The sequence below is a fragment of the Methylosinus sp. RM1 genome, from assembly GCF_011378635.1.
Classification (GTDB): domain Bacteria; phylum Pseudomonadota; class Alphaproteobacteria; order Rhizobiales; family Beijerinckiaceae; genus Methylosinus; species Methylosinus sporium.
In genome coordinates this window covers 180,783-204,547 of sequence record NZ_WOVC01000005.1, presented here as the reverse complement: position 1 = coordinate 204,547, position 23,765 = coordinate 180,783, and the positions used below count along the sequence as shown (strand labels likewise).

The window sequence follows — 23,765 nt, the reverse complement described above, 5'->3', positions numbered from 1 at the left end:
TCATCGTCTGGCTCGCCCAGAACGCAAAGGCGGCGCGCCATTGCGGCTCGCCTGGTGTTGGAGCCATGGCAGGCGCGAGATCATCGCCGCCACGCCGAAGGCGGGCTCGCCCATCGCCGAGGCGATCCTGACACGCATCGCCGCGCTATACGCAATCGAGGCGCAGATCAGGGGCAAAGAGGCGGCGATCCGGCAGAGCGTTCGCGCCGAGCGGTCGCGGCCTCTCGTCGCCGAGCTCGAAGAGTTTTTGCGCGCCCAGGCCGCGCGCCTGTCCGGCCGTAGCGACATGGGCAAGGCCGTCGCCTATCTTCTGAACCATTGGGGCGGGTTGACCCTGTTCCTCGACGATGGACGCGTCGAGATGGACACCAACCTCGTCGAAAATCAGATTCGGCCGCTGACTCTCACGCGCAAGAATGCGTTATTCGCGGGGCACGATGAAGGTGGACGTACATGGTCACGTCTCGCTTCGCTCATTGCGACATGCAAGTTGAACAGCGTCGATCCCTATGCCTGGATGAAGGCGACGCTCGAGGCGATCGCCGATGGCCATCCGCAGTCGCGCATCGACGAGCTGATGCCCTGGGCCTTCAAATCCTCGTCGCCGACGCCGGCCGCCTGATCGCTTGCCCGCACGCTGAACCAATCGCTGGCAAAGCTTTGCGCCAAAGGCTTGCAATGCCTTGTCGCAACGAATTGCAAGCTGCTCTTCCATTCCAGCGGCAATGGGACGGAAACGGCGCTTACGCAAGACGCTGCGGCTGCTCAGCAATGATCTCGACGCGCCAGCGGACGAGATCGCCGACCTCTACAAGCGCCGCTGGCTGATCGAGCTGTTTTTTCGCTTGATGAAACAGACGCTTCGTATCAAGCGGCTGATGGGTCGCTCGCAAAACGCGGTGCGCATCCAGCTTACGGCGGCGCTCATCGCGCATTTGCTGCTGCGCCTCGCGCAAAGCATCGAAAAGAATAGTCGCGGCTTCCTCGATCTCGCAAGACTTGTGAAAGCCAACCTCATGCATCGCAAGAGCGTCCTCGACATGCGCGCGTCGCCGCCGAAGAACGATCTAAATCCAGACCAATACGAGATGATACTATGCTCATCTTGAACCGGACAGCCGTGGCGCGGATCGGGGCGAGACATCCATGGGAATTTGACTGAACCGCTCGGCGGGGCGCGCAACGCGCTCGTGTCGTTTCATTCTACGCTTCCTTCGCAGCGCTCGGCCTCCGCCGGACGCCAGCTTCCATGCGGCGGGCTCTACGAGCCCGCCGCACATCTGAAGGCGGCGCGAGACGAACGGTTCGGCTGTACTGACCGATCCAGGAGGAGCGGCGCGGTAGGCGCCGGATACTCAGGGCCTGGGTCGAGCGGGCTCGGCCTACATTTTTATAGCATGATTTCAATCGTATAAGCGTTCGCATCTCTGTCCCGACCGGCGCGACAGGCGATGATGAGAGCTACGTTTACGCTATAGCCCTATGACGCCGCACGCCAATTCGGTCATGGGGTTCGCAGCGCCGTCATCAAGGCTTCGACCGTGTCGATGGCCGCGACCACCTCGGCTTCATTGAGCGAAGTCGTGGGGTCATGCGACAGCGGGTTGAGGATACGAGCCTGATGGGGCGTGATCGCCGCCAGCGCGTCGAGTTTCGGCTGATCCCCGGCAAGTTTGCCCTCAAGCCCGCTTTTGAGCTGCTCGAAGGTGATTTTCTTGGGATCGGGCTTGTAATGGAACGAGACTTTCTTGTCTTCGCATTGCTTGCGTAGCAACAATTCACAAGCCGACCGTGCGTAGTTAGCAGCAGCGGGCAGATGTTTCTGAGCGATGAAATCGCGAGCCTGTTTGAGCGTGGCTTTCGCGATGTCTGACGGCACCGGGCGCAGATAAGGCGTCGCCTCGCCCGTCACCGCGACCATCTCGTACATCTCATGACACGTCCAACGATCGGTCGGGATGGCGGCGCGCACGACCTCGAACCAATGGCGGTCGTGGGTGAGCAGCACGATTTGCCAGTCAGAGAAGTGCTTCTCCAGCACAGCCAGCAACGGCCGGCGGTTGGCATAGTCGAGGCCGACCAGCACATCATCGAGCACCAGCAGCTTGAGCGCGGGCGAGGGCGCCGAGGGCACGCAGGCGAGACGGCCAGCTAAATAGAAGGCCAGCGCCAGGGCTGAAAGCCGTGCCTCGTTCAGGAAATGCTGCGGCTGTTGTGGGTAATACCCTCGAAACTCCAGCTTCGCATACAGTTCCTTCCCGGTGAAACCGCGATCCTTCTTCAGCCGCGCATCGTTGTAGCGGACAGTCCCGCGCTCGAGCGCCTCGATCCGCATCTCGTGTCGGCCGAGATCGCTGAGCAGGTCGTTGATGATCGGCAACATGGCGTCGAGCGCTGCTTCCAAGCCGGCGTTGAAGGCCGCACAAGCAGTCTCGACCTGGGTCAGATAATTAGTGTTCGAACGATGGACGAGTGGCCTGGCACGCTCGGTCTCCGTCCATCGCTCGGCGAGCGTCTTGCCGGATGTGGCGTCAGCGAAATCGGCGAGCAGGGTTTCGATGGCGAGGTCGAACAGATTCGGGCGGCGCTGGCCGTGGAAAGCGTTGGTTTCCAGCAGCGCATGATAGTCGAGGAAAGAACTGCGGAGCGCCGCCAGCGCCACGCGCGGGTCTGCCGTCGGCAGGCCGGGGTGCTTGGCCTCAGTCCATTCGAGTGGCGGGGCGCCGTCATTGAAGGTGACGGCGACGCGCGGCGTCAGACTCGGGTCGAGCGCGTGAACATGGGCATTGCTTTTCAAAGCGTCCCGACGTGGGCGCCGGGCGAACAGGTCGCGGAGCGACTTGTAGATCGAAGATTTGCCTGCGCCGTTCTCACCGTAGACGATCAAATTGCGGCCGTGGACCGGGATTTCTAGTTCGGCGCTGAAGGCGCGATAGGCACGCAGCAACAGGCTTTCGATTCTGAGTGGCTGTGGAGGTGGCGGCGCGTTTGCCGCCACCTCCACAGCCATCTGTTCTCCACCCCCATCCTCCATTTTCAAGTTCGCCCCTCGATGATCCTCACCGCGTCGATGGATTGCAGGTCGAAGAGGGTGGCGTAGAGGGGGTGGGCGGGGTCGGCGAGATGACGGGACCAGTCGTCGGCGGCGCGGGCGAGCGCGGGGCCTTCAAGGGCCGCGAGATTCATCAGCCCCGCCTCGCGTGCGGCCGCGAAGGGATACAGGTTGCGTGCGTGCAGTTCGTCGGCGAAGAACAGCTCGTAAACGAAGGCGTTGATCAGGGCTTCGAAGCGGGGGCGGTCTGCCCCAGCGACCAAGGCATTCACAACAGCCACGAAGAGGCCCTTATCTTCGTCTCTGCAACTAGGAATCGGAAGATCAAGGAGTGCGGCCGGCTGCACCTCATAGAATCCTCCTTCCTTGTCGGCGAAAACCCGCTTCGCTACATAATGTAGGGTGCTTGAGTTCAGAATTCCCGCAATGAACTCAGTCTCTCTTGCTTCGAAACAGTAGGCCGTGTTTGCGAGATATGATTTTCTGGTATCAATTGAAAAATTTGGCTTATCTGTAACCTTGTTTGATATGATTTTCTTTTTCTCGAAAATGGGCCAGTAGGCGACATTGTCCTGAATTTCAAACCACTCGTAGCTTCCGGGTTTGCGCCCCGACCAAGCCCCCGTCCAGCCTTTTGGCTTCGGTTCCAATCTGTCCCTAAAGCGGGAGAGGTGGCGTTCGATGGCGGGATAGTCCGTGAGTCGGGTACCCCTTCGGGCAAATATTATCCACCTAGTCGCTGTTGGTGTGGTCCAACGTGATAGGTCCTTCCCTTTCAGCAACGGTTTGATGAGTTCACTCGAAGATTGGTCTTCTCTGATGAGGGCTAACCGCTCCGTCTCGTCGATCTCGAAGGCATCGTTGTAACCAGTTGTAATACCGCGATATACCGTATCGATTGTGAAATCTTGGACGGATAGTGGAGTTGACCGAAGGCGAGATAGTATTTCCCCTGACGATCGCGGGATAAATTGCCAATCAGTGCTATCTGCCAACTCAGACTGAGGCATTTCAAAGGCCTCTGCAGCGAAGCGTTCGGGGAAGCGCTTGACCGATTCCTTGGGGTCTTCACCTTCAACGGGAACCCAATTGAGCGCGCGGACGGTTTCGCTTGATCCGGGTTTGCTTGGTGCGACTTTGCGTGTGCCGACCAGAATCGTGGGATAGGCGATCGCCTCGAACACTGGCGCATCGCCGAAATCGATGATCCTTAGGATACGGGCGTGGGTGCTCAGCCAATCACGCAGGCCCTTACCATAGTTTATGCGATACCATTTATTGGACGTGATGAAGGCGAGTGCACCCGCTGGCTTCAGCAGCCGGAGCGCGCGCTCGTAAAAATAAACATAGATGTCGGCCGTACCGGCGAAGGTCTTGTAGTCCGCCTTGAGCTGGGATTTGGCGATCACCGGCTTGTCGTTGACGCGGAAGCTCTCGATCTTTTCCTGCCGGATATAGGGCGGGTTGGCGAAGGCGATATCGAACCAACCTTCGTCGGTCGAAGCGTCGAGCCCGAACATCCATTCGCCATCGAAGAAGGGCGCGAAGGCGTTGGGATCGAACGGGTCCCACGCCGCCAACTTCCTGGCGTCATCGCCGGCGAAGGTGTGCTCATGCTCCACCTCTTCGGCGATTTCCTCTCGTAGTTTCTTGATCCGCCTCTGAGCTGCACGTTTGGCGGCCCCGTTAGCGGCGGCGAAGAAGGATCGGTTGGCCTCGCGCAAAGCCTGTTGCTTGGTCTTTAAGTCCTGAGTCGGCAGCCAACCCTGCTTTTCCCGATGCAGCGGGGTCAACGTGTTGGCGGCGACGAACTTGGCTTCGAGGTTGGGCAGCGGCGTGATGCCGCGATTGGGGCGGTTGGGATTTTCCTTCTGCTCGACCGCCAGGCTGATGAAGCAGCGCAGCTTGGCGATCTGCACGGCGATCGGCTGAATATCCACGCCGTGAAGGCAGCGATCGATCAGGAACAGTTTGCGTGTGTAATCTGGATAATGGCCGCTTTCGAACTTGGCGTCGAATTCGGCGAGCGCCTCCTCCGCCTTCTCGATCTCGGCGGCGCGCTCATTGGCGGCGGGAATGGCTGCGGCCTCGGCGAGCCGGCGTTCGTAATAGAGCCGGTTGCGCGCCTTCCACTTTTCCCCGCCGGGATCCAGCACGTCGAGCATGTGGACCAGCTTCTGCAACAGGCCGAGCGGGAAGGCGCCAGATCCCACGGCGGGGTCGATAGCCTTGCAGCTTTCGATGGCGGCGATCAGTGCATCCACCTGGGCCGAGCTGAAATCGTGCGAACGGCTGGCGAAGCTGAGCAAAGCACGGAGGCGGGTTTCGTCTCCGCCGTCGGACTCCAATCCCAATTCGCTCGGGAGCTTCGGCAGCAGCCAGGCGAGCAGCGCCTCGTCGACCATGAAATCGACCACCTCACGCGGGGTGTAGAAACTGCCCGACTTGTTGCGGGCGGTGGTCTTGGTGTCCTCGTTGTAGGAGGCGAGCAGGTTCTCGAACACCTTGCCCAGAAGTTCCGGATCGAGGGCGGCTTCCTCTTCGAGCGGGGTGTTCTCCTCGACGGTGAATTTGTAGCGCTCGAACAGGTCGATCAGGCCGGGCACGTCGCGCGGCGCCTTGGCCTTCTCGAACCAGCCGGAGAGATCGACGCCCTTCGCTCCGCCGAAGAACAGGGCGTTTGGCAGGCGCGGCTGCTTGTCCGGCTGATCGGAAAAGCCGTCTATGCGCAGGATCAGCCGCTGGCGCTCCCGCTCGGCATGGCTCGCGCGCGGATCGTCGCTGGAGGTCTCGGTATCCAGGCATTCGAACAGACCGCCGTTGAGGAACGGCACGCTGGCGAAGGCTTCCAGCGCCTTGTCCGGCTCGGCGAACAGGGCGGCGTGGCGATAGACGTGGTGGCCGAGATAGTCCTTCGATTGCCCGCCATCGTCCTGCCGCCAGCGCCGTTCGGGCATTTCGGTATTGAGGGTGGCGAAGAACAGGTTCTGGAGGACGGCGAGGTAATAGCCGTAACCGCCGGGCGTGGCGGAGGGCGGCTCCTTCAGCAGCTTCGCCAGCGAAAGTCCGTCGAACAGCGCCTCGGGAACGAGGCCCTTTTCCTTGATGAACCAGACGAACATCAGTCGCGTGAGCAGGCGGATCAGCGCGATTTCATTGGCGCCCTCGCCAGCGCCCTGTCCCTTGGGGAAGGCGAGCGGCGCGCTTGTGCTGGCCCAGGCGAACCAGTCGGCCAACTCCTCATAGAAGCGCTTGTTGAGTTCGGCGGCCGACAGCGTCTCCAGCCAAAGGTCATAGAGCGCGCGGAAATCCGACGGAGCCCTGCGCCGGGCGAGCGCGGCGAGCGACAGGTCGGCCAGGATTTCGACATGGGCGCGGTGAGGCCGGGCGAGGTTGATGTCTTTGACCAGGCTGATCCGGCCGCCGACTACGTCACGCGAGGCATCGCGCCGGTTGGCGCGGCGGTCGATCACGGTCAGTGTCGCCTGCCTGCCGTGGCGGAACAGGACGATTGCGGGCATCGCGAATCCGCGATTGAGGGCGCGCACGATCGCCACAAGCTGGCGGCGCGACCAGCCGCCGTCGTCGAGGTCGATGGCGAGGACGACGAAGGAATCGATCGCCCCGCGCTGGAAGCTCTCGCCAGTGGCTGGATCGCTGCCGCGCGACAGGGCCGGCAGTTCATCGCCGGTGAGCTGAAAGAGGAAATGCACCGCGCGCCAGCGGACGGTCTCAAAACGCGCCGCGTCCATGCCCAGCGCGGCAAGGAACTGGCCCGGTGCGGAAGGAGCGTCCAGCGTCTTCGGGCTCCGATAGCCCATAACATCAAGCAGCTTCCGACCTGCGCCCGCGAGGTCTGCGTCGGCAAGCCCTGAAACCGCATTGCGGATCGCAGCAAGACGTTCTGCGGTGTAGCTCATGCCACCCTCGCCGCCGGTCGGACGATGAGCCAGGTGATAAGGTCGTAATCCAAGCTGGCGCGGGCCTGCGCGCCCCCGTCGGGCACCCGCGCGCCGCGCGAGCCTGTCAGCGCCGCCAAGGTGCGCGTCGCTGAGGTCTCGCCGACCGAGGCGACGGCGGCGCGGATCAACCCATCGTAACGGTCCATCTTCTCGCCGTGGTCCGTCTCGTCGTCGAAGGCATTGCACAGCGCCTCGAAAGGCTCGTCATGGCCCAAGCAGAGCGAGCGATACGCTTCCAGGATTGGCTTGGGCTGGCCGAAGCCAAGGCGAACCGACCCATCATCCTTCACATAGACGAGATAGTGGGGATCGAGGGGGTTGATCTTCGCCTGCTCCGGGTTCGGATCAGGCGGACGGCGACGAAGGCAGAAGATCACACCGGGATCGACGGCGCCGCCCTCGACCTCGCCGGGGACGATTGCGTGGAGCCCCAGCGGCGCGTCGCGTAACGCCTGCTCGTTGGCCCGCGCAAAACCGAGAAGGTCCGCGCGGAAATCGTCGAGCGCGAAATCGGCTAGCGTCACGCCGCCGCCGGTTTCCTCCAGGTCGAACACCTCATCCTTCAGGCGGAGCAGTTGCTCGTCGCGCCAGCGCGCGTCGCCGTCGGCTTCGGCGCGCGCGTTGAGCAAATCGTCGTCGCCGGTAGCCGAAAGATCGACCAACGCCATGCGGGCCTCCACCCGATCCTTTAAGCGCAAATACCTGTTCAGGTCCTCGGTCGGCCAGAAATTGACCATGCGGATCGCAGCGTTGCGACTGCCGATCCGGTCGATTCGCCCGAAGCGCTGAATGAGGCGCACCGGATTCCAGTGAATATCCACATTCACCAGCAGATCGGCGTCCTGGAGATTCTGGCCCTCGGAGATGCAGTCGGTGGCGATCAGCAGGTCGATTTCACCGCTGGTCTCGGCACCCCGCATCAAGGCCCGGCGTTTGGCGCGCGGCGCGAAGTTGACCAGCACGTCCTGAAAGCGCGCCCGGCCGAAGTTCGCCTTACAGCCATCGCCCGTCACCAGCGCCGCTTGCAGCCCGCATTCGCGCGCCAGGGGCAGCAACTCCTCATAGAGATAGCGGGCGGTATCGGTGAAGGCCGTGAACAGGATGATCTTGCGGTTGGCCTCGCCGTCGCGGTTGGCGGTGGGCTTATTCGCCTTAGCGCGGATGATGTCCTTGAGCCGGGCCAGCTTGGCATCGCGACCCGGCGTGACCTTGCGCGCTTCGGCGGTCAGTGCGGCGATGCGGTCGCGGTCGCGCGTCAGCGCCGCCTTCCACGCCGGCCGGTCGATGTGAGCGAGGTTGTATTTCAGCGCGCCGCCGACCTCGAAGGCTTCCTCCAACTCGTCATCCAGCTCAATCTCGTCCGGCGCCGGCGCGTCGATGGCCGCCGTCGCGTCGAAGCTGTCGAGATCGCCAAGCCGCTGGTCAATGCGGGCGATCATGCGATCCATCGTTTGGCGGAAAGAGCTTACCGAGCTTTCCAGCCGCTTGAGGAAGCCGACCTTCATCATCGCGATGAGGTATTTTTCGCGATTGGCCTGGTCGAAATTCCCCCCCTTGTCGTAGAGGGCACGATACTCGGGAAGCACGAAGGTCAACGGGCCGTAAAGCGCCAGTTCCAGCTTGCCAATAGCGGCGTCCACATCCTCGAATGCGGGAAAACCGCCTTGGCTGTCGATGCTGGCGAAAACGGATTCGGGCGCGGCCCGTTTTGGAAACCCGCCGATCTTTTCCATCGAAGCAGCGTAGTGGCGCTCGACGTGCTTCCGCGAGCGCGCGATGGTCACGCCGTCGAGCAGGCCGAACAAAGCGGGCGGCAGCTTGTTCAGCAGCTCGCCAGCATCGCGGCTGCCGCTTTTCGCCCAATCGGCAAAGCGTCGTCGGGCGCCGCCGATCAGCGTGCCCAGGTTGGGCACGCCGAGGTCCGTAAAACCTTCTCCCCTGTCGGCGGAAATCAGGTCGAGTTGGGCTTTGAGATCGCTCAGATCGTTATTCACCGGCGTAGCCGAGAGCAGCAGAACCTTGGTCGGGAGACCGGCCTTGATGACTTCGTCCATCAACCGCTCGTAGCGGCTGCGGCGTCCGCCTGCGGTCCTGTTCCGGGATGCGCTTCGGAAATTATGGGACTCGTCGATGACAACGAGATCGTAGTTGCCCCATTCGATTCGTGTGAGGTCAATGTCGCCGACCTTGCCCTTCTCACGCGAAAGATCGGTATGAGACAGGACGGTGTAACCGAACCTGTCTTCGCGCAGCGGGTTCATCGCGCTGTTGTTCGTGGCGAGGTAGTCGGTCCAGTTCTCGCGCAGCTTCTTCGGGCACAGCACGAGCACGTTCTTGTTGCGCTTCTCGAACCACTTGATGACGGCCAGAGCGGTGAAGGTTTTGCCCAGACCGACGCTGTCGGCGAGGATGCAGCCACCATGTTTTTCGATCTTGGCAAGCACGGCGCGCAGGCCGTCGCGCTGGAAATCGAACAACGTGCGCCAGATCGCGGTCTGCTCGAACGCCGTTTGTTGGAGCAGCGCCTCTTCCGCCGCTTGGTCGGTCAGGAAGTCGCCGAACAAATGCAACAGAGTCTTGAAATAGACGAACTCGGGTGCGGCGTGGGCGTAGCTAGCTTGGAGTGCGCGCAGCACTTCCTCTCGCACGTCCTCGGTCAAGCCGGCGTCGTTCCATAGCTCGTCGAACCAGGCGAGCAGGTCCTCCCGGTCGCGATCGCTATCGACGATCAGATTGAGTTCGATGTTCGGCGAGTCGCCCAGTCCGAGCCCGTTGATCGTAAAGTTCGAACTGCCGAGCACGGCGTGCGGACGGCGTCCATCGTCGATATGGATGAGCTTTCCGTGCAGCAGGCCGGAGCGCTTGACCGACCGTATTTCGACGCGATCCTTGATCCATTGGGCGCACCGCAACGCGGCGGCCCGCTGTCGGATTTGCTCGGTGAGGCGCAGCCCGGACTCATCGAACGAGAAAGCGGGCGGCACGAGACCGGCATTGTCCGCGTCCTTCAGAAACCTCGGCTCGCCGAAGAGGAGACGCATATGTCCGACGCTGTCCAACGTCGTGCGGAGACGATCGTAAGCGAAGGTCGTGAAATAGGCCGAGACAACGGACAGATGGCTGTCAGGAATCGCGCGCTCAGTGATGAACTCGTGGACCGCCCCCCTGCTACGGTTATCCCTGATGCCCGATCGTCCCGTTTTCACGCTCACTCCTCATTCAATGTCGCCTGATGACAGTGGCGACGGCACGTTCAACGACCAAGTCTATCTCAACGCGCGGACGCTTCATTGGCCACCTTTCGACGCCCCCTTGGTCCCCGCTTCCCCCTTATCCGCGCGTCCAGATTGCACGGAAAGCCGTTCATATTCTTCCACCGAGACGACCACCACCACGCCGCGCCCGTGCTTTTCGATCAGCACTGGTTCTGCACGCGTGGTGTCGATCATCAGCCCGAAGCCGTTCTTCGCTTCGCGCGCCGACATGGTTTTCATGGCCGAATCCCGTGGCGATCCATTGCGCCATTTAGGGCGAAGTAGCTCTTTTCAGCAATGGCGTCATTGGTGGTCTGATTCGGGTGTGGAAAGCGGTGTTTGAAGTCGAGCGCCGCCCCAGAGAAGAGACGGCCGATGAGGGCAAGATAAAGCGAACTGACGTTCGCGCCTCGCTGCGCTCGTAAGTGATTGTCTGCACATTGGTTTTTCTGGCCTACAAATGCGCGCGTATGGCGCAGCGCGATGTGCGACGGTTTCTAGCCGAGCAGTTTTCACGCGTATTATCAGCCTCATAGAGGCCAGAACTCGGGAGGTGCGACGTGGCATGTCCCGCCGCTTGTACGCTACCGCCGGTCTTTTTGCGCTCCTATGCGATCGGCGTTCGAAGGCCATTGCGCAGACCGATTTCGGCGCGGATCGTCTCGATATGGCGAGCGACGACAGAGACGATTTTCACGTTAGACCCGGCCGGTCCCGAGCTGGCGGAAGGAGCGTCCGTCCGCGCTCGCTTTCCTTCGTCCGACAGGTCGAGATCGCCGTCCAAAAGGCTGGCGGCGATCCGGGCCGGATCGGCCGAGGTCCGGCGGCGGCTAGCGGCCGGAAAGGAGAAGGAAGCGGCCGGTTCAACGCGCGGGGACGAGGCGCGAAGGTGGCGGCGTCGCTGCCGAGAGACGGCGGCGGCTGGCGGCGCGACTCCGCCGGACGGTTTCGATCGCGTCGCGTCGTCATCAAGGCGCGTGTCGTGAAGCTCAATCCTCAACGCGGCTCTCATAGTGCGAAGATGCGCGGCGCCGCGAGCAAGGCCGTCGACGCACATCTCCGCTATCTCGAACGCGATGGCGTCACCCGCGATGGCGAGAAGGGCCACGCCTATTCGGCGATCGAGAATGAGGCAGACGGCCGCGCCTTTGCCGAGCGCGGACGCGACGATCGTCATCAGTTCCGTTTCATCGTCGCGCCGGAGGACGCCAGCGACATTGCTGACCTGCGAGGCTTCACCCGCGACCTCATGCGGCAGGTGGAGAAGGACCTCGACACGGGCCTCGACTGGATCGCCGTCGATCATCACAACACCGGCCATCCTCATACCCATATCATCGTCCGGGGCGTGCTCGACGACGGTCGTATCCTCAATATCGCCGGCGACTATATCGCTCACGGCGTTCGTCATCGAGCCAGCGAGCTGGTCACGCTGGAACTCGGCCATCAGAGCGAGATCGAGCTTCAGACGAAGCTCGCGAACGAAGTTGCGGCGGAGCGGCTGACGCGGCTCGACAAGATGTTGCTCGCCGAGCAGCGCGAACAAGGCGTCATTGATCTCAGACCTGGGGAAGGCGCCTCCTATCTTGTCCGAGAGAACCGAGCGCTGCTACTCGGCCGCGTGCGGCGTCTAGAGCGCTACGGGCTCGCTGCCGAACTCGAGACGGAACGGTGGACCATTTCCGACCGCGCCGAGCCGATGCTGAAAGAATTGGGAGCGCGCAACGAAGCGACCGCGACCATTCGTCGGGCGCTGGCCGGTCACGGCCTGGCAGACGAGCGTGGCGTCGCGCAATATGCTTGTCACGGGGAGACCGGAAAGGAGCCGATCGTCGGCCGGGTGCTGGCGAAAGGGCTGGCCGGCGACGAGATGAGTGATCGAGTCTACCTCATCGTCGACGGCGTCGACGGACGAGTCCATCACATGGAGTTCGCCGATCCAATTCGCATCGAGGAGATCGGCCGAGGCATGATCGTTGAAGCTGCGCCCGCCGTTTCCTGTCCGAGGCCTGCCGACCGCAACATCGCCATCGTCGCGGAGAACGACGGCGTCTACCGGCCGAGCGCTCATCTCGAACGCATTCGCGAGAGCTTCGAGCGGCAGGGCAAGGACCCGGACGCATTCGTCCGCTTCCATGTCCGCCGGCTGGAGGCGCTACGCCGGGCCGGGCACGTCGAACGCGTCGACGCGGACCATTGGCGCGTCCCGAAGGATATTGTCGAGCGCGGCCGAGCCTATGACCTCGCTCAGGGCGGCGATGGACTCCGCGTGCGCATGCTCTCGACCTTCGACCTCGAACGGCAGATCGCGAGCGACGGAGCGACCTGGCTCGACCGCGAACTCGTCGCCGACAAGCCGATTCCGTTAGCAGAAGCAGGCTTCGGTCGCGACGTGAAGAACGCGCTCCACCGGCGCGGAGAGCGGCTGGTGGAAATGGGCCTCGCGACGGACGACGGAAAATCCATCTCCTTCCCGCGCGGCGCCATCGCCACGCTGGAGCGGCGGGAGGTGGAGCGCGTCGGCCGGCAGATGGCCGCGGAGCGCGGGCTGTCGTATTCGCCGAGCGGGCCGGGCGAATATGTGTCGGGGCGGCTGGCTGGCGTCGCCAATCTCGCCAGTGGTCGCTTTGCGATGATCGAGGATGGTCTCGGCTTCCAGCTCGTGCCCTGGCAACCCGTTCTCGAAAAGCGCATCGGCCAATATCTCAGCGGTGCCCACCGCGATGGTGGCGGAATCGAGTGGGACCTCGGCCGGAAGCGCGGGCTGGGGCTGTGATGGAGTTGCTCCTTTCCATTTTGGAGCCGCAAGCGAGTTCTTGCAAAGCGGTACAGGCGCAGCGACAGCGCAGCGACGGCCACTTGAAAGGAATCGTCAGCCTTGCCGTGAGCCGAGGTTGGCCGACCAGCCGCCGCTACCGGCTCATGGCTGTTTTTTCCGTAGCCTCACACCCGGCCCCTCGCCATTCTCCTCGACGAAGATCACGCCCGCCGCTTCGAGGGCCGTGCGGATCGCAGCGACCGTGCGGGGTTTCAGTTCCTCTCCCGCCTCGAGACGAGAAACCGTCGCCGGCGCGACCTGCGCCAGTTCTGCCAGCTCCCGCACGCCAATTCCCAGGGCGACGCGCGCCATCTTGCATTGAACAGCTAGCATTTTTAGCACGTCGTTCTATTTTTGGGTTGACGTTATTAGAATTCGGCGCTAAAAAGAGAGCGTCGTGACAAAACCATTACCACGCCATCCGACGCCGGAAAATCTATTTCCGGCGTACGCCGAGGCTTGCCTTTGACCAAAGCTCAGCAAAACTGCCGTCTTGCTGGACGATGAGAGGCCCTCGCTCATGCATATCCCCCTGGCTAATGAGGAACTCGGATCATGGCTGAACCCGAGATTACCACGCGTGCGCCTTCTTTCACCCGAAGGACCCTGTTGGTCGCGAGCGTCGGCGCTGCCACGCCGGCGTCTTTCGGGGAAATCGCGCCTCTCGACACGTCCCGTATAGAAGCGGCCGACGCGGCAATGTCCATGTGGACACAATGGAGGGCTGCCCAGGACGCCGCCGACGTTCTCTGCCAGAAGCAGCAAAGCTTGGAAACCAAATTGATGCAGTTGATTCGCGAGTCCTGCTCAATCGACAATACTGATTGCGCCGAGGCGGACCGCGCCGCTCAGGAAGAGGATGAGCGCGCCCGCTGGGCGGCCGCCGATATGGCTGTCGGCTACTCCGAAGCGAAAAAAGAGGAGGAGCGAGCCGCAGATATAGCGAAAGAACTCGCCGATGCGCTGGCGGCCACGCCGGCGTCTTCCGTCGAAGGCGTGGCCGCCAAGCTCCACGCTGTGCTCCGCGAGGGTGAATGGTGCGAGAACTGCCCCGAATTTCCCTGGCCGCAAGTCCGCTCGGCGCTGATCGACTTGATCCGAATCGGTCGCCTCGACTCGTTTCCCGAGTTTTGAAGTGGCTGGCGCCGAAGATGTTATCGCACAATTTCGAGCTGCGCTTCCTCGGCCCGAAATTGTGGTGAGGCGCTTCTTTGCTCACAAAACGCGGGGAGGGCGCATCTGACTCGTTGGATCATATCTCCAGTTGCCTAGACTGACTCATTGGAGTAGTATCCCGCATGGCTCGAACGGCTCCGATCAGCGTCGTCGAAACGCCGGAATTCCTTTCGGCGACCCGCAAGCTCATGAGCGACGAGGAACGGGAGCTTCTGGTGGATTATCTCGCCTACAATCCGACGGCCGGCGATCTGATCCCCGGAACGGGCGGCGTGCGGAAGCTGCGCTGGGGATTGGAAGGCCGCGGCAAGCGAGGCGGGGCGCGGGTGATCTATTTCCACCACGACGCCGGCATGCCGCTCTTCGCGCTGACCGCTTTCGCCAAGAATGAGCGGGCCGATTTGAGCCAGCAGGACCGCAATGACTTCCGGCAGCTTACGATGCTGCTGGTCGAGGCATTCAAGAGGAGAACGCCATGAGCAAGGTTGCCGACAGCATCCGGCGCGGGCTCGAGGAAGCGGTGACCTATGCCGAGGGCAGGGCGGACGAGAGCGCCTATCGCGTCCATGTGCCGGAGAAGATCGACGTGAAGGCGATCCGCACACGCCTGGACATGACGCAGGAAGAGTTCGCGGGTCGGTTCGGGTTCAGCGTCAACACTCTGCGCCATTGGGAACAAGGCTCGCGACAGCCGGAAGGACCGACCAGAGCCTATCTTCTGGTGATCGAGCGCGCGCCCAAGGCAGTCCAGAAGGCTTTGCGGGCCGTATGATGCGTGTAGAGTGTTTTGGACGTCTACGCCAGAACCGTCGTTCGCATGTATTTTTGCGCTACAGGACGACGAAGGGATTTTCGGTCTTCTCATCCTGAACTTGCCGCTGCTTCATGCCCGTTTGACGTCGGAAAGAAAGCGAGCGACGGCATGGCGGATGACACGGAATCCGAGCCGGACGACCTCATACCGGCCAACGACAATCGAGGCCCGGACGGCAAACGGGATGAGCCGGATCGGGAGATGCGGCGACAGTTGGATCAGATGGCGCTCACCATCGCACGGCTGATCGGACGCCGGATCGCACGAGAGCAGTTCGCGGCGCTCGGCGCCGCGAACGACAATAGGCCCAAAAACGCACAGAACGCCGAGGACGAGGAATAGAAGGAACGGAGACCGCCCATGACCCGCGCCGCGCTCTATGCCCGCTATTCGTCGGACAATCAGAGCGAAAGCTCGATCGAGGACCAGTTTCGCCTTTGCCAGGAACATGCGGGGCGCGAGCGATGGAATATCGTGGGCGCTTATCACGACGCCGCCCTCTCGGGTTCGAGCATAACCCTGCGGCCCGGCATCCAGTCGCTGTTGCAGGACGCGCAGCGCGGCCAGTTCGACGTCGTGCTGGGCGAGGCGCTGGACAGGATTTCTCGCGATCAGGCGGATGTCGCCACGCTGTTCAAGCATCTGCGCTTCGCGGGCGTATCCATTATCACTCTCGCGGAGGGCGAGATCAGCGAGCTTCACGTCGGCCTGAAGGGCACGATGAACGCCCTGTTCCTGAAAGACCTCGCAATGAAGACCCATCGCGGTCTGCGCGGCCGGGTGGAGAAGGGCAAGGCGGGCGGCGGCCTCTGCTACGGCTATCGCGTGGCCAAAAAACTCGACACCAATGGCGAGCCGATGCGGGGCGATCGTGAGATCATCGCGGAGGAGGCAGCGGTCGTCCGGCGCATCTTCCGCGCCTTCGCCGCCGGCAAGAGCCCGAAAGCCATCGCGGTCGAACTGAATAAGGAAGGCATTCCAGGCCCGTTGGGCCGCGCCTGGGGCGACACGAGCATTCGGGGTCACGTCTCGCGCGGCTCCGGCATCCTCAACAATGAACTCTATGCCGGCGTGCTGGTGTGGAACCGGCAGCGTTTCGTCAAAGACCCGGCGACCGGCAAGCGTGTCTCGCGGCCGAACCCGGAAAACCAGTGGATCAGGACCGCAGTGCCACATCTCAGGGTCGTGGACGATGATCTGTGGCAGGCGGCACGGAATCGACAGCAGCAAATCTCGGCGGTCTTCGGCTCCAACCCTGCGACCACGCGGGAAGGGCGGGCGAAGCGGCTACATCTGGCCAACCGACCCGTCTCCCTTCTTTCCGGCCTTCTCACCTGCGGGTGCTGTGGCGGCAAGTTCGGCATCCTGACTCCCGGCCGCTACGGCTGCCTCAACCATCATCGTCGCGGGACGTGCGACAACAACTGCACCATCCCGCGCGAGAAGATCGAGGAGCGGGTGCTGGCGGGGCTGAAGGACCGCCTTGTGTCCTCCGACGCGGTTGCGGAGGCTGTGCGCGCCTACGCGGAAGAGATGAATCGCCTGAACCATGAACGGCGGGCGCAGGCCGAGGTCGACCGCCGGACGCTTCAGAAGATCGAACGGGCGATCGCCGGCATCATGGCGGCGATCGAGGACGGCTTGTACCAGCCATCGATGAAGGCGCGGATGGAAGACCTCGAACGGCAGAAGGCGGACATCGGCGCGCGCTTGTCGCAGGCTTCGACCGATATTCCAGACGTGCATCCCAACATCGCCAATGTCTATCGGCTTCGCATCGACCGCTTCACGGAAGCGCTCGACGATACGGACGACGGCAGGCAGGCGGCGGAAGCGCTACGCTCGCTCATCGGCGAAATCGTGCTGACGCCCGGACAGAAGCGCGGCGAGGTTCACGCCGAGCTACGCGGCGAGTTGTTCGGCATTCTCGACTTCGTAAAAGCCGATGAAAACCAATCGGGAACGAAATTCGTGCCAGCGGTCGCAGCGAGTCCCCGCAACCAAGCCCCTATATCCAAATCAACCCCCCGCCGTCGCTCCCCATCCCGTTGAGCGCAGCCAGCCCCGCCGATTGTGCGGATTGCGGGGCCTGTGCGGGCGGGAATGAATCTCTCCGCTCATCGCGTTTCCCGGGCACAAACCGAATCGATAATCGACACTGCTGCGTCGATTTCGCTCTCAGCGACTGCAAGCCCAGGAAATAAGCCGAGGAACGATCCCATGGCGCGGGTGAGGAGCCCGCATTCGGCCAGTCGAGCGCGCATCGGCTCGGCTTCTTCGGGGCATTCCAATCCCTGCATCAGGCCGATGCCGCTCAATGCCGTAAACGCGCCGCGGCGCTTATAGAACAATTCGAGCAGCCGATCTTCGAGACGCCAGCTTCGGTTTTGGGCGCGTTCCAAAAAGCCGCGAGACATCAGTGCATCGACCGCGGCGCGCCCGCTGCGCAGTGCGGCCCCCTCGACGAGGAGAGGCCGCTCCGGCGCCCCGCGCGCCATTTTTTGCGTGACGATCACCGTCGCCAGCGACGAGGCGTCTCCTCGCCGATGCAGGGCGACCATCACATCCGGGGTCACGCCCGTCCATTCATGCGCCCAGAACATTCCTGAACGACCGAAGCCACAAGCGCTTTCGTCGTAAACGAGCGCAAGTCCATATTCGTCCGCCGTCTCGCGCAGTCGGGCGAGCAGCCTTCCCGGAACAACCTCGAACCCGGATTTCGTCCTCACGGGAGCGATCAGAATTGCAGCGGTTCTATTGTCGATCTCCGTGGTCAATGCGATCGGATCGTCGGTTTGGAGCAAGACGACTTCGCCATCGCTTTCCAAGCCCGGAGGCAAGCCCCCGGCTTCACCGGACGCTCCTGCGCAGACGACGAGTCGGCGACGCTTCGGACGTCCGACAAGCCGATGATAACGCCGAATCGTCTCGATCGCGTAGCGCCAAGCCTCTTCCTCGGAAGGCAAAAAAAACACACGGTCGCCAAAAGAAATGGACGCGATCTTCGCGGCGAGCGGCTCGCTCGGATCGGCGGCCGTCGGCTCGTCGCCTCGCTCGCACGATAGCGCGACCATGTCCTGCGCCGACGCCGCGAAATGTTTCTCGAGCCCGAGCGAAGAACCCGAAAAGTCGATCGGACCGGCGACCGCGCCGCCGTCGGCGACAGGCGCGGCCTCATCTTTGGGCTCATTGACCGAATCAGACGATGGGTCGGACATGTTAGCTGTTCGAGGGGCTGTGCTCGCCTCGATAGGCAAGGATCGGGCCATAGGGGCAGGTTGCCGATCGCCGACGCCGGGCGTCGAATCGAACGCTGGAAGCGGCGCGTGCTCGCGAAAGATCGGATTCGCTCCGCCTCGGACGATGATGAGGGGGAGTGGGAATGTGAGCAGTTCCAACACTTCGACCCGTGCGAGCCCGATTGGCTCCGGCGAACCGATATGGCGGCGGCGACGCCTCGCCCCGGCTGTCGCGGTCGGAGCTCGCCGCGCACCTTTTTGGTGGTTTAATTGGTGCCGCAAGAGGGATTCGAACCCCCGACCCCATCATTACGAATGATGTGCTCTACCAGCTGAGCTATTGCGGCATTGTCAGGTTCTGAGCGCGAGCCCGCTCGGCTTTGCCCCGTAAGCGAAGATGCCGGCGGGGTTCGGCGTCGAGGCGTTCCTCTTAGCGGCGCCGAATGGGTTTTTCAAGCGCCACGGCGGCGTTCCTTCAAAGGTCGTTGCGCGAGGAGCGGCCGGGAGCCGGGGAAAGGCTCGCGAGCGCCTGGCCGCGCAATTGGTCCGCCTCGGAGCGGGCTTTTTTGGCGTCGGCGCGCGCGGCCTTCGCTGCGCGGCGGTAGCGGCCATGCGCGACGAAGGACGACAGGCCGCCCGCCATCACGCCCAGCGCGATGGACGCCAGAACCACCAGATAGAGCGGGGCCTCGAAAGAGGGGCCGCTCTCGCCGGCGCCCGGGAACGGGTCCAGAAATATCTTCACGGGCGACCGATTGGCCACCGCGAAATACAGAAACGCCAGCCCGAGCGGAACAAAGACGAGGATGCGCAGAACCGATCTCATGTCACCTTCCTACTTCGTCCGCCCGCGACGCGTTCCAGGGTCAGCCGTGGGCCTCGTTCAGCCGCTCGCGCATCTCCTTGCCCGTTTTGAAGAAGGGCACGGATTTTTCGTCCACCGACACTTGCTCGCCGGTGCGCGGATTGCGGCCGGTGCGCGCCTCCCGCCGCTTCACGGAAAAGGCGCCGAAGCCGCGCAGCTCGACCCGGTCCCCGCGCGCGAGCGCCAAAGTGATCTCGTCGAGAATCGTGCTTACGATCGTCTCGACGTCGCGTTGATAGAGATGCCCGTTGCGGGCGGCGATACGTTGAATGAGTTCAGATTTGATCATGCGACGTTCCAGTTCTACCGACGTGACCGCATCGATCGGGAGCCTCAATCGGGCATTGGAGCGTGCCAAATCGCGACCATACCGTCAAGCAGCCCTTGCTGCGCGACCGCGCCTATGCGCTCCAGCGCGGCGGCGAGCGCCGAAAGCCCGAGCCCCCGCGCTGCGGACGCCATCGATTCGACGAGGCCGAATTTCTCCAGCGTGCTCTTTTCTTTCCAGTCGCGCACCGGCAGCTTTTTGGCGACGCCCTTATTGGTCTCCAGCCATTCGATGGCTTCGCGCTCGCCGCCGAGCTTGTCGACGAGCTTCAGCGGCAGGCCCTGGCGGCCTGTAAAGACGCGGCCGTCGACCACTTTGGCGAGTTCCTCGTCGTCGAGCTTGCGGCGGTCCTTCACCAGCTTTTTGAACCAGTCGTAGGAATCGGAGACCAGAGCGGCGATCGCCTCGCGCGCGGCCTCGCTGGTCGGCTCGAGGCCATTGGGCGCGGCCTTCAAGGGCGAGGATTTCACCTCTTCCACCTTCACGCCCATAGTGTCGAGCAGACGCGAGACATTGGGGAATTGAAACAGCACGCCGATCGAGCCGACGAGCGAATTGCCGGAGGCGAAAATCTCGTCGGAGGCGATGGCGGCGATATAGGCGCCGGAGGCCGCTATGGTTCCGACGACGGCGACCATGGGCTTTTTCTCGGCGAGACGGCGCAGCTCGTCATGGAGCTTCTCGGAGCCGGTCGTGGTGCCGCCGGGGCTGTCGATATTCAGCAGCACGGCGCTCGCATGTGATTCGCCGATCGATTTGACGAGATCGAGCGTCGCCTTGTCGCCGGTGATGATGCCGCTGATCGAGAGGCGGGCGATATGGGGGGAGAGCTTGGCCGCAGGGCCGGGCCCGCCATCGCCGAAGCGCGCGAAGGCGGCGAGGCCGGCGACGCCCACTGCGAGAACGGCCAAAACGCGCCAAAAGCCGAGCTTGCGGCGCAGGCGGCGGCGATCGATCAAATATTCGTTTGGAAGCGACATGCCGGGGCTCTGGCTCGACAGAAGGGACGCGACGAGCGCGACACTAGCCTGTTTCGGGCCACGAGGGAATCGGCCGGGCGAGGCTTCTTTGGCGGCGGCTTGGATAGAAATTGCAAAATCGTATAAAAAATTGCAGTTTTGCCGCAGATCGGAAGCCTCGGGGAGAATGGGGAAATTGGTCTCGCCTCGTCTTTGTTCGCGTCTCGTCGCCGCGCTCGTCCTCGCCGTCGCCGCTCTCTCCGCCCCTACGGCGAAGGCGGCCGGCTGGCATTATTATGATCCCGAGTGCCCCGTGGCGCTCGGGGCCGGCAAGGCGATGAAATTCGTCGCCATGCAGCCCAAGAAGAACATAGATCGCGTCTGCGACGTGCTTCCCGACACAGGCGCGACGGTGATCGCGCTGGACGCTCCGGACGCAGAATTGCGCGAGATGAATTGGGATATTCGCGTCGTCCGCGATATCGACGGCGACGGCGAGCCGGCCGAGAGCGACACTGTGCTGCGCCTGCCATTGCAGAAGTTTCGCAATGGCATGGTCAATTTCGACGTCAATATTCAGACGGCGGGCAAATATGCGCTCTACGCCCGGCTTTCGAGCGACGATGGCGCGAAGGAGTTCGTCGGCCGCCACCATTTCACCGTGGGGCTGATCGACAATACGGAACTCTATGCCTACGTCTTTTTCGGCCTGCTGGTCGCGGGCGTCGGCGGACGCTTCGGCTATGTCGCGCTGAAGAAGCGACAGGCCGCCTGACGGCCGCGGGCCTTTCTACCTCCCCCTCGAGGGGGAGGTCGACCCCGAGTCTTTCGCGTGAACCCCACCCCGTCCGGCTTATCGCCGGCCGACCCTCCCCCTGAAGGGGAGGGTGGATGCGCCCCTGTCGCCGGTCAGCCTTCCACCACAGTGAATTCCAGCGGCACGCCATTGGCGAGCGGCGTGGAGCCGCCGGCCTTGGCGTCGGCCAGCCGGTCGAGACGGATCAGCGCCAGACCTTCGCCGCCCACGGCCGAGCCGGTGACGCCGATCTCCACCTCGCCGGCCTTGATCGTCGTGCCCGGCGCCGGGGCCGCGCCCTCGGCGTGGAAAGTCGCGACGCGCTTTCGCACCGGGCCGCGATGCTTCATGCGCGAGACCACCTCCTGGCCGAGGAAGCAGCCTTTCTTGAAATCGACGCCGGCGAGGCGATCCATATTCGCCTCATGCGGGAAGGCGTCGCCATAGACGAAATCGAGGCCGCCCTCGGGCGCGGCGGCGGCGATGCGCTTGGCGTCATAGGCGTCGCGCGGCGCGGTGGCGAGCGTTCCGGCGATCTCGCGCGTCACGAGGCCGCGCCAGCCGAGGCTTTCCGCGCGGGGGTCGGGGCTGAGCGCTATGGCGTCGATCGCCGGCTTGGCGGTCGCCTCCGGGAAGGCGACGCTGGCGTAATCGGCGCTGCGGTCGGTGATCGTCACGGCGGCGCGCAGCTTGTAGAATTTCAGACGGTCGAGCAGCGTCTCCGCCATATTGGACGCGCAATCGAGCAGCAGCACGAGCCCTTCCTCGCCGGCGCGGGCGAAGATGAAGAAGTCGACGATGATCTTGCCTTGCGGTGTGAGCAGCGCCGCAAAGCGCAGCTCGCCGGCCTCGATGGTCTTCACATTCTGCGTCAGAATGCCGTGCAGATATTTGGCGGCGTCGGGGCCCGCGACCTCGACGACGCCCCGATCCGAGAGAAGTGTGGCGCTGGTCATTGTCCGATGTGCTCCAAATGAGGTCGGCGAACCGACAGGCTGTTTTCGCCGCCAGGCTCTGCTCCCAGCGCGGAGCGGGTTCCGGCCCGCGCCAATCTGCGCTAGATCGTCTCGAGAGGGCGACGCCCCGTTCGCGTCGAAACTCCACAGTCCGGGCGACACCTGCAAGCGAGGCGCCAGCCATGCCCAAGACCTTCGACATGATTCTCGCCGGCGGGACGCTCGTCAATCAGGACGGCGTCGCGCCGCGCGACGTCGGGCTGCGCGACGGCAAGATCGCCGAGATCGGCGATCTTGCGCAAGCCTCGGCCGGCGAGCGGATCGATTGCGCGGGCCTTCACATATTGCCGGGCGTCATCGACACGCAGGTGCATTTTCGCGAGCCCGGCCCGACCCATAAGGAAGATTTGGAGACCGGAACGCGCGCCGCCGTCCTCGGCGGCGTCGTAGCGGTTTTCGAAATGCCCAACACCAAGCCGCTGACCACCGGCGCCGCCGAGCTCGCGGACAAGGTGGCGCGCGCCTCGGGCCGCGCCCATTGCGATTTCGCCTTTTGGGTCGGCGGCACGCATGAGAACGCCAAGGACATTCCCGAGCTCGAGCGCCTGCCCGGCGCGGCGGGGATAAAGGTTTTCATGGGCTCGTCCACCGGCTCGCTGCTGGTCGCCGATGACGCCGGCGTCGGCGAGATTCTCTTCAAGACGCGCCGTCGCGCCGCCTTCCACAGCGAGGACGAATATCGCCTGGAGGAGCGTAAGCCGCTGCGCGTTCCGGGCGATCCGACCTCGCATCCGGTCTGGCGCGACGAGATCACTGCGCTGCGCTCTACCGAGCGGCTGCTGCGCATCGCCCGCGAGAAGGGCGCGCTGGTGCATGTGCTGCATATATCGACGGCCGAGGAGATCGAATTTCTCGCCCGTCACAAGGATATCGCCAGCGTCGAGGCGACGCCGCATCATCTCACGCTCGATGCGCGAGATTATCTGCGGCTCGGCACGCTCGTTCAGATGAATCCGCCGGTGCGCGACGCGCGCCATCGCGAGGGGATTTGGCGGGGCGTGACGCAGGGAATCGTCGATGTGCTCGGCTCCGACCATGCGCCGCATACGCTCGAGGAAAAGGCCAAGCCCTATCCCGAGAGTCCTTCGGGCATGACCGGCGTGCAGACGCTTGTTCCGACGATGCTGGACCATGTGAACGCCGGCCGGCTCACTTTGCAGCGCTTCGTGGACCTCACCAGCGCCGGCCCGGCGCGGCTGTTCGGCCTCGCCGGCAAAGGCCGTGTGGCCGTAGGCTATGACGCCGATCTGACCATCGTCGATCTGAAGCGCCGCGAGACCATCCGCAACAGCTGGATCGCCTCGCGCTGCGGCTGGACGCCCTATGACGGCATGGAGGTCACCGGCTGGCCCGTCGGCGCGATCATTCGCGGCGTGCGGGTGATGTGGGAGGGCGAGCTGGTCTCGCCCTCGCGCGGCGCGCCGATACGGTTTCAGCAGGCGTTGTGAGCGTTGATTTGACGGCGACGTGCGCTTAATCTTACGCC

General features: G+C 63.3%; 20 protein-coding genes and 1 tRNA gene. 10 read left to right on the top strand and 11 right to left on the bottom strand.

Annotated features, from left to right (window positions below):
- Both FMZ75_RS05355 and FMZ75_RS05350 read left to right on the top strand, forming a co-directional pair.
- The coding region (locus tag FMZ75_RS05355; protein ID WP_166141590.1) for an IS66 family transposase at positions 1-622 on the top strand (622 nt) is incomplete at its 5' end.
- Between the two features lie 61 nt (positions 623-683).
- Positions 684-1,109: a transposase gene (locus FMZ75_RS05350; protein ID WP_207783292.1), complete on the top strand. Its 426-nt coding sequence runs from the start codon at positions 684-686 to the stop codon at positions 1,107-1,109.
- A 395-nt stretch (positions 1,110-1,504) separates the two neighbouring features.
- Here FMZ75_RS05350 and FMZ75_RS05345 read toward each other — a convergent pair whose 3' ends face one another.
- From FMZ75_RS05345 to FMZ75_RS05330, 4 genes are all read right to left on the bottom strand, one after another.
- Positions 1,505-3,010, bottom strand: a complete 1,506-nt coding sequence (locus tag FMZ75_RS05345; protein ID WP_166141588.1) for an AAA family ATPase — start codon at positions 3,008-3,010, stop codon at positions 1,505-1,507.
- Between the two features lie 26 nt (positions 3,011-3,036).
- Positions 3,037-6,972 carry a TaqI-like C-terminal specificity domain-containing protein gene (locus FMZ75_RS05340; RefSeq protein ID WP_166141587.1) on the bottom strand — a complete coding sequence of 1,312 codons (3,936 nt, stop codon included), beginning with the start codon at positions 6,970-6,972 and terminating at the stop codon, positions 3,037-3,039.
- Positions 6,969-10,226: a helicase-related protein gene (locus tag FMZ75_RS05335; protein ID WP_370464672.1), complete on the bottom strand. Its 3,258-nt coding sequence runs from the start codon at positions 10,224-10,226 to the stop codon at positions 6,969-6,971. Before FMZ75_RS05335 ends, FMZ75_RS05340 begins: the two co-directional genes overlap by 4 nt.
- Positions 10,227-10,301: 75 nt before the next feature.
- Positions 10,302-10,508 carry a type II toxin-antitoxin system prevent-host-death family antitoxin gene (locus FMZ75_RS05330; RefSeq protein WP_166141586.1) on the bottom strand — a complete coding sequence of 69 codons (207 nt, stop codon included), beginning with the start codon at positions 10,506-10,508 and terminating at the stop codon, positions 10,302-10,304.
- 649 nt (positions 10,509-11,157) lie between these two features.
- Between FMZ75_RS05330 and FMZ75_RS05325 the strand changes: the two genes are divergently transcribed.
- Entirely contained in the window at positions 11,158-13,044 is a 1,887-nt protein-coding gene (locus FMZ75_RS05325) for a DUF3363 domain-containing protein (protein ID WP_370464671.1), read from the top strand.
- A 144-nt stretch (positions 13,045-13,188) separates the two neighbouring features.
- On the opposite strand, the gene FMZ75_RS05320 is transcribed toward FMZ75_RS05325, so the two are convergent.
- On the bottom strand, positions 13,189-13,419 hold the full coding sequence (locus FMZ75_RS05320) for a helix-turn-helix transcriptional regulator (RefSeq protein WP_207783291.1): 231 nt from the start codon (positions 13,417-13,419) through the stop codon (positions 13,189-13,191).
- Between the two features lie 222 nt (positions 13,420-13,641).
- Here FMZ75_RS05320 and FMZ75_RS05315 point away from each other — a divergent pair, with 222 nt between their 5' ends.
- The 5 genes from FMZ75_RS05315 to FMZ75_RS05295 all read left to right on the top strand — a co-directional run bounded on the left by FMZ75_RS05315 (position 13,642) and on the right by FMZ75_RS05295 (position 17,128).
- Positions 13,642-14,220, top strand: a complete 579-nt coding sequence (locus tag FMZ75_RS05315; RefSeq protein ID WP_166141584.1) for a hypothetical protein — start codon at positions 13,642-13,644, stop codon at positions 14,218-14,220.
- A 164-nt stretch (positions 14,221-14,384) separates the two neighbouring features.
- The gene (locus tag FMZ75_RS05310; RefSeq protein WP_246728776.1) at positions 14,385-14,741 is read left to right on the top strand and encodes a type II toxin-antitoxin system RelE/ParE family toxin; all 357 of its coding nucleotides are present in this window, start codon (positions 14,385-14,387) and stop codon (positions 14,739-14,741) included.
- On the top strand, positions 14,738-15,034 hold the full coding sequence (locus FMZ75_RS05305) for a DNA-binding transcriptional regulator (protein ID WP_026598234.1): 297 nt from the start codon (positions 14,738-14,740) through the stop codon (positions 15,032-15,034). Before FMZ75_RS05310 ends, FMZ75_RS05305 begins: the two co-directional genes overlap by 4 nt.
- 150 nt (positions 15,035-15,184) lie before the next feature.
- Positions 15,185-15,418 carry a hypothetical protein gene (locus FMZ75_RS05300; RefSeq protein ID WP_166141605.1) on the top strand — a complete coding sequence of 78 codons (234 nt, stop codon included), beginning with the start codon at positions 15,185-15,187 and terminating at the stop codon, positions 15,416-15,418.
- 18 nt (positions 15,419-15,436) lie between these two features.
- Positions 15,437-17,128 (top strand): recombinase family protein, encoded by a 1,692-nt coding sequence (locus FMZ75_RS05295; RefSeq protein ID WP_166141583.1) that lies wholly within the window; start codon positions 15,437-15,439, stop codon positions 17,126-17,128.
- 65 nt (positions 17,129-17,193) lie between these two features.
- Here FMZ75_RS05295 and FMZ75_RS05290 read toward each other — a convergent pair whose 3' ends face one another.
- From FMZ75_RS05290 to sppA, 5 genes are all read right to left on the bottom strand, one after another.
- Positions 17,194-18,474 (bottom strand): aminotransferase class III-fold pyridoxal phosphate-dependent enzyme, encoded by a 1,281-nt coding sequence (locus FMZ75_RS05290; protein ID WP_246659907.1) that lies wholly within the window; start codon positions 18,472-18,474, stop codon positions 17,194-17,196.
- Between the two features lie 112 nt (positions 18,475-18,586).
- Positions 18,587-18,662 (bottom strand) — tRNA-Thr (locus FMZ75_RS05285).
- Positions 18,663-18,790: 128 nt separating this feature from the next.
- A complete protein-coding gene (locus FMZ75_RS05280) occupies positions 18,791-19,141 on the bottom strand; it encodes a lipopolysaccharide assembly protein LapA domain-containing protein (protein WP_142863571.1) in 351 nt (116 codons plus the stop codon).
- A 40-nt stretch (positions 19,142-19,181) separates the two neighbouring features.
- Complete coding sequence (gene ihfB / locus FMZ75_RS05275) at positions 19,182-19,469, bottom strand: integration host factor subunit beta (RefSeq protein ID WP_108916192.1); 288 nt, start codon at positions 19,467-19,469, stop codon at positions 19,182-19,184.
- 44 nt (positions 19,470-19,513) lie between these two features.
- Entirely contained in the window at positions 19,514-20,488 is a 975-nt protein-coding gene (gene sppA / locus FMZ75_RS05270; RefSeq protein WP_166141582.1) for a signal peptide peptidase SppA, read from the bottom strand.
- A 166-nt stretch (positions 20,489-20,654) separates the two neighbouring features.
- Between sppA and FMZ75_RS05265 the strand changes: the two genes are divergently transcribed.
- Positions 20,655-21,242, top strand: a complete 588-nt coding sequence (locus FMZ75_RS05265; RefSeq protein ID WP_142863568.1) for a hypothetical protein — start codon at positions 20,655-20,657, stop codon at positions 21,240-21,242.
- Between the two features lie 134 nt (positions 21,243-21,376).
- Here the strand turns inward: FMZ75_RS05265 and FMZ75_RS05260 are convergent, their stop codons facing one another.
- The gene (locus FMZ75_RS05260) at positions 21,377-22,219 is read right to left on the bottom strand and encodes a folate-binding protein YgfZ (RefSeq protein WP_142863567.1); all 843 of its coding nucleotides are present in this window, start codon (positions 22,217-22,219) and stop codon (positions 21,377-21,379) included.
- Between the two features lie 182 nt (positions 22,220-22,401).
- Here FMZ75_RS05260 and FMZ75_RS05255 point away from each other — a divergent pair, with 182 nt between their 5' ends.
- Complete coding sequence (locus tag FMZ75_RS05255; protein WP_166141581.1) at positions 22,402-23,727, top strand: dihydroorotase; 1,326 nt, start codon at positions 22,402-22,404, stop codon at positions 23,725-23,727.
- The last annotated feature ends 38 nt before the right edge of the window (positions 23,728-23,765 follow it).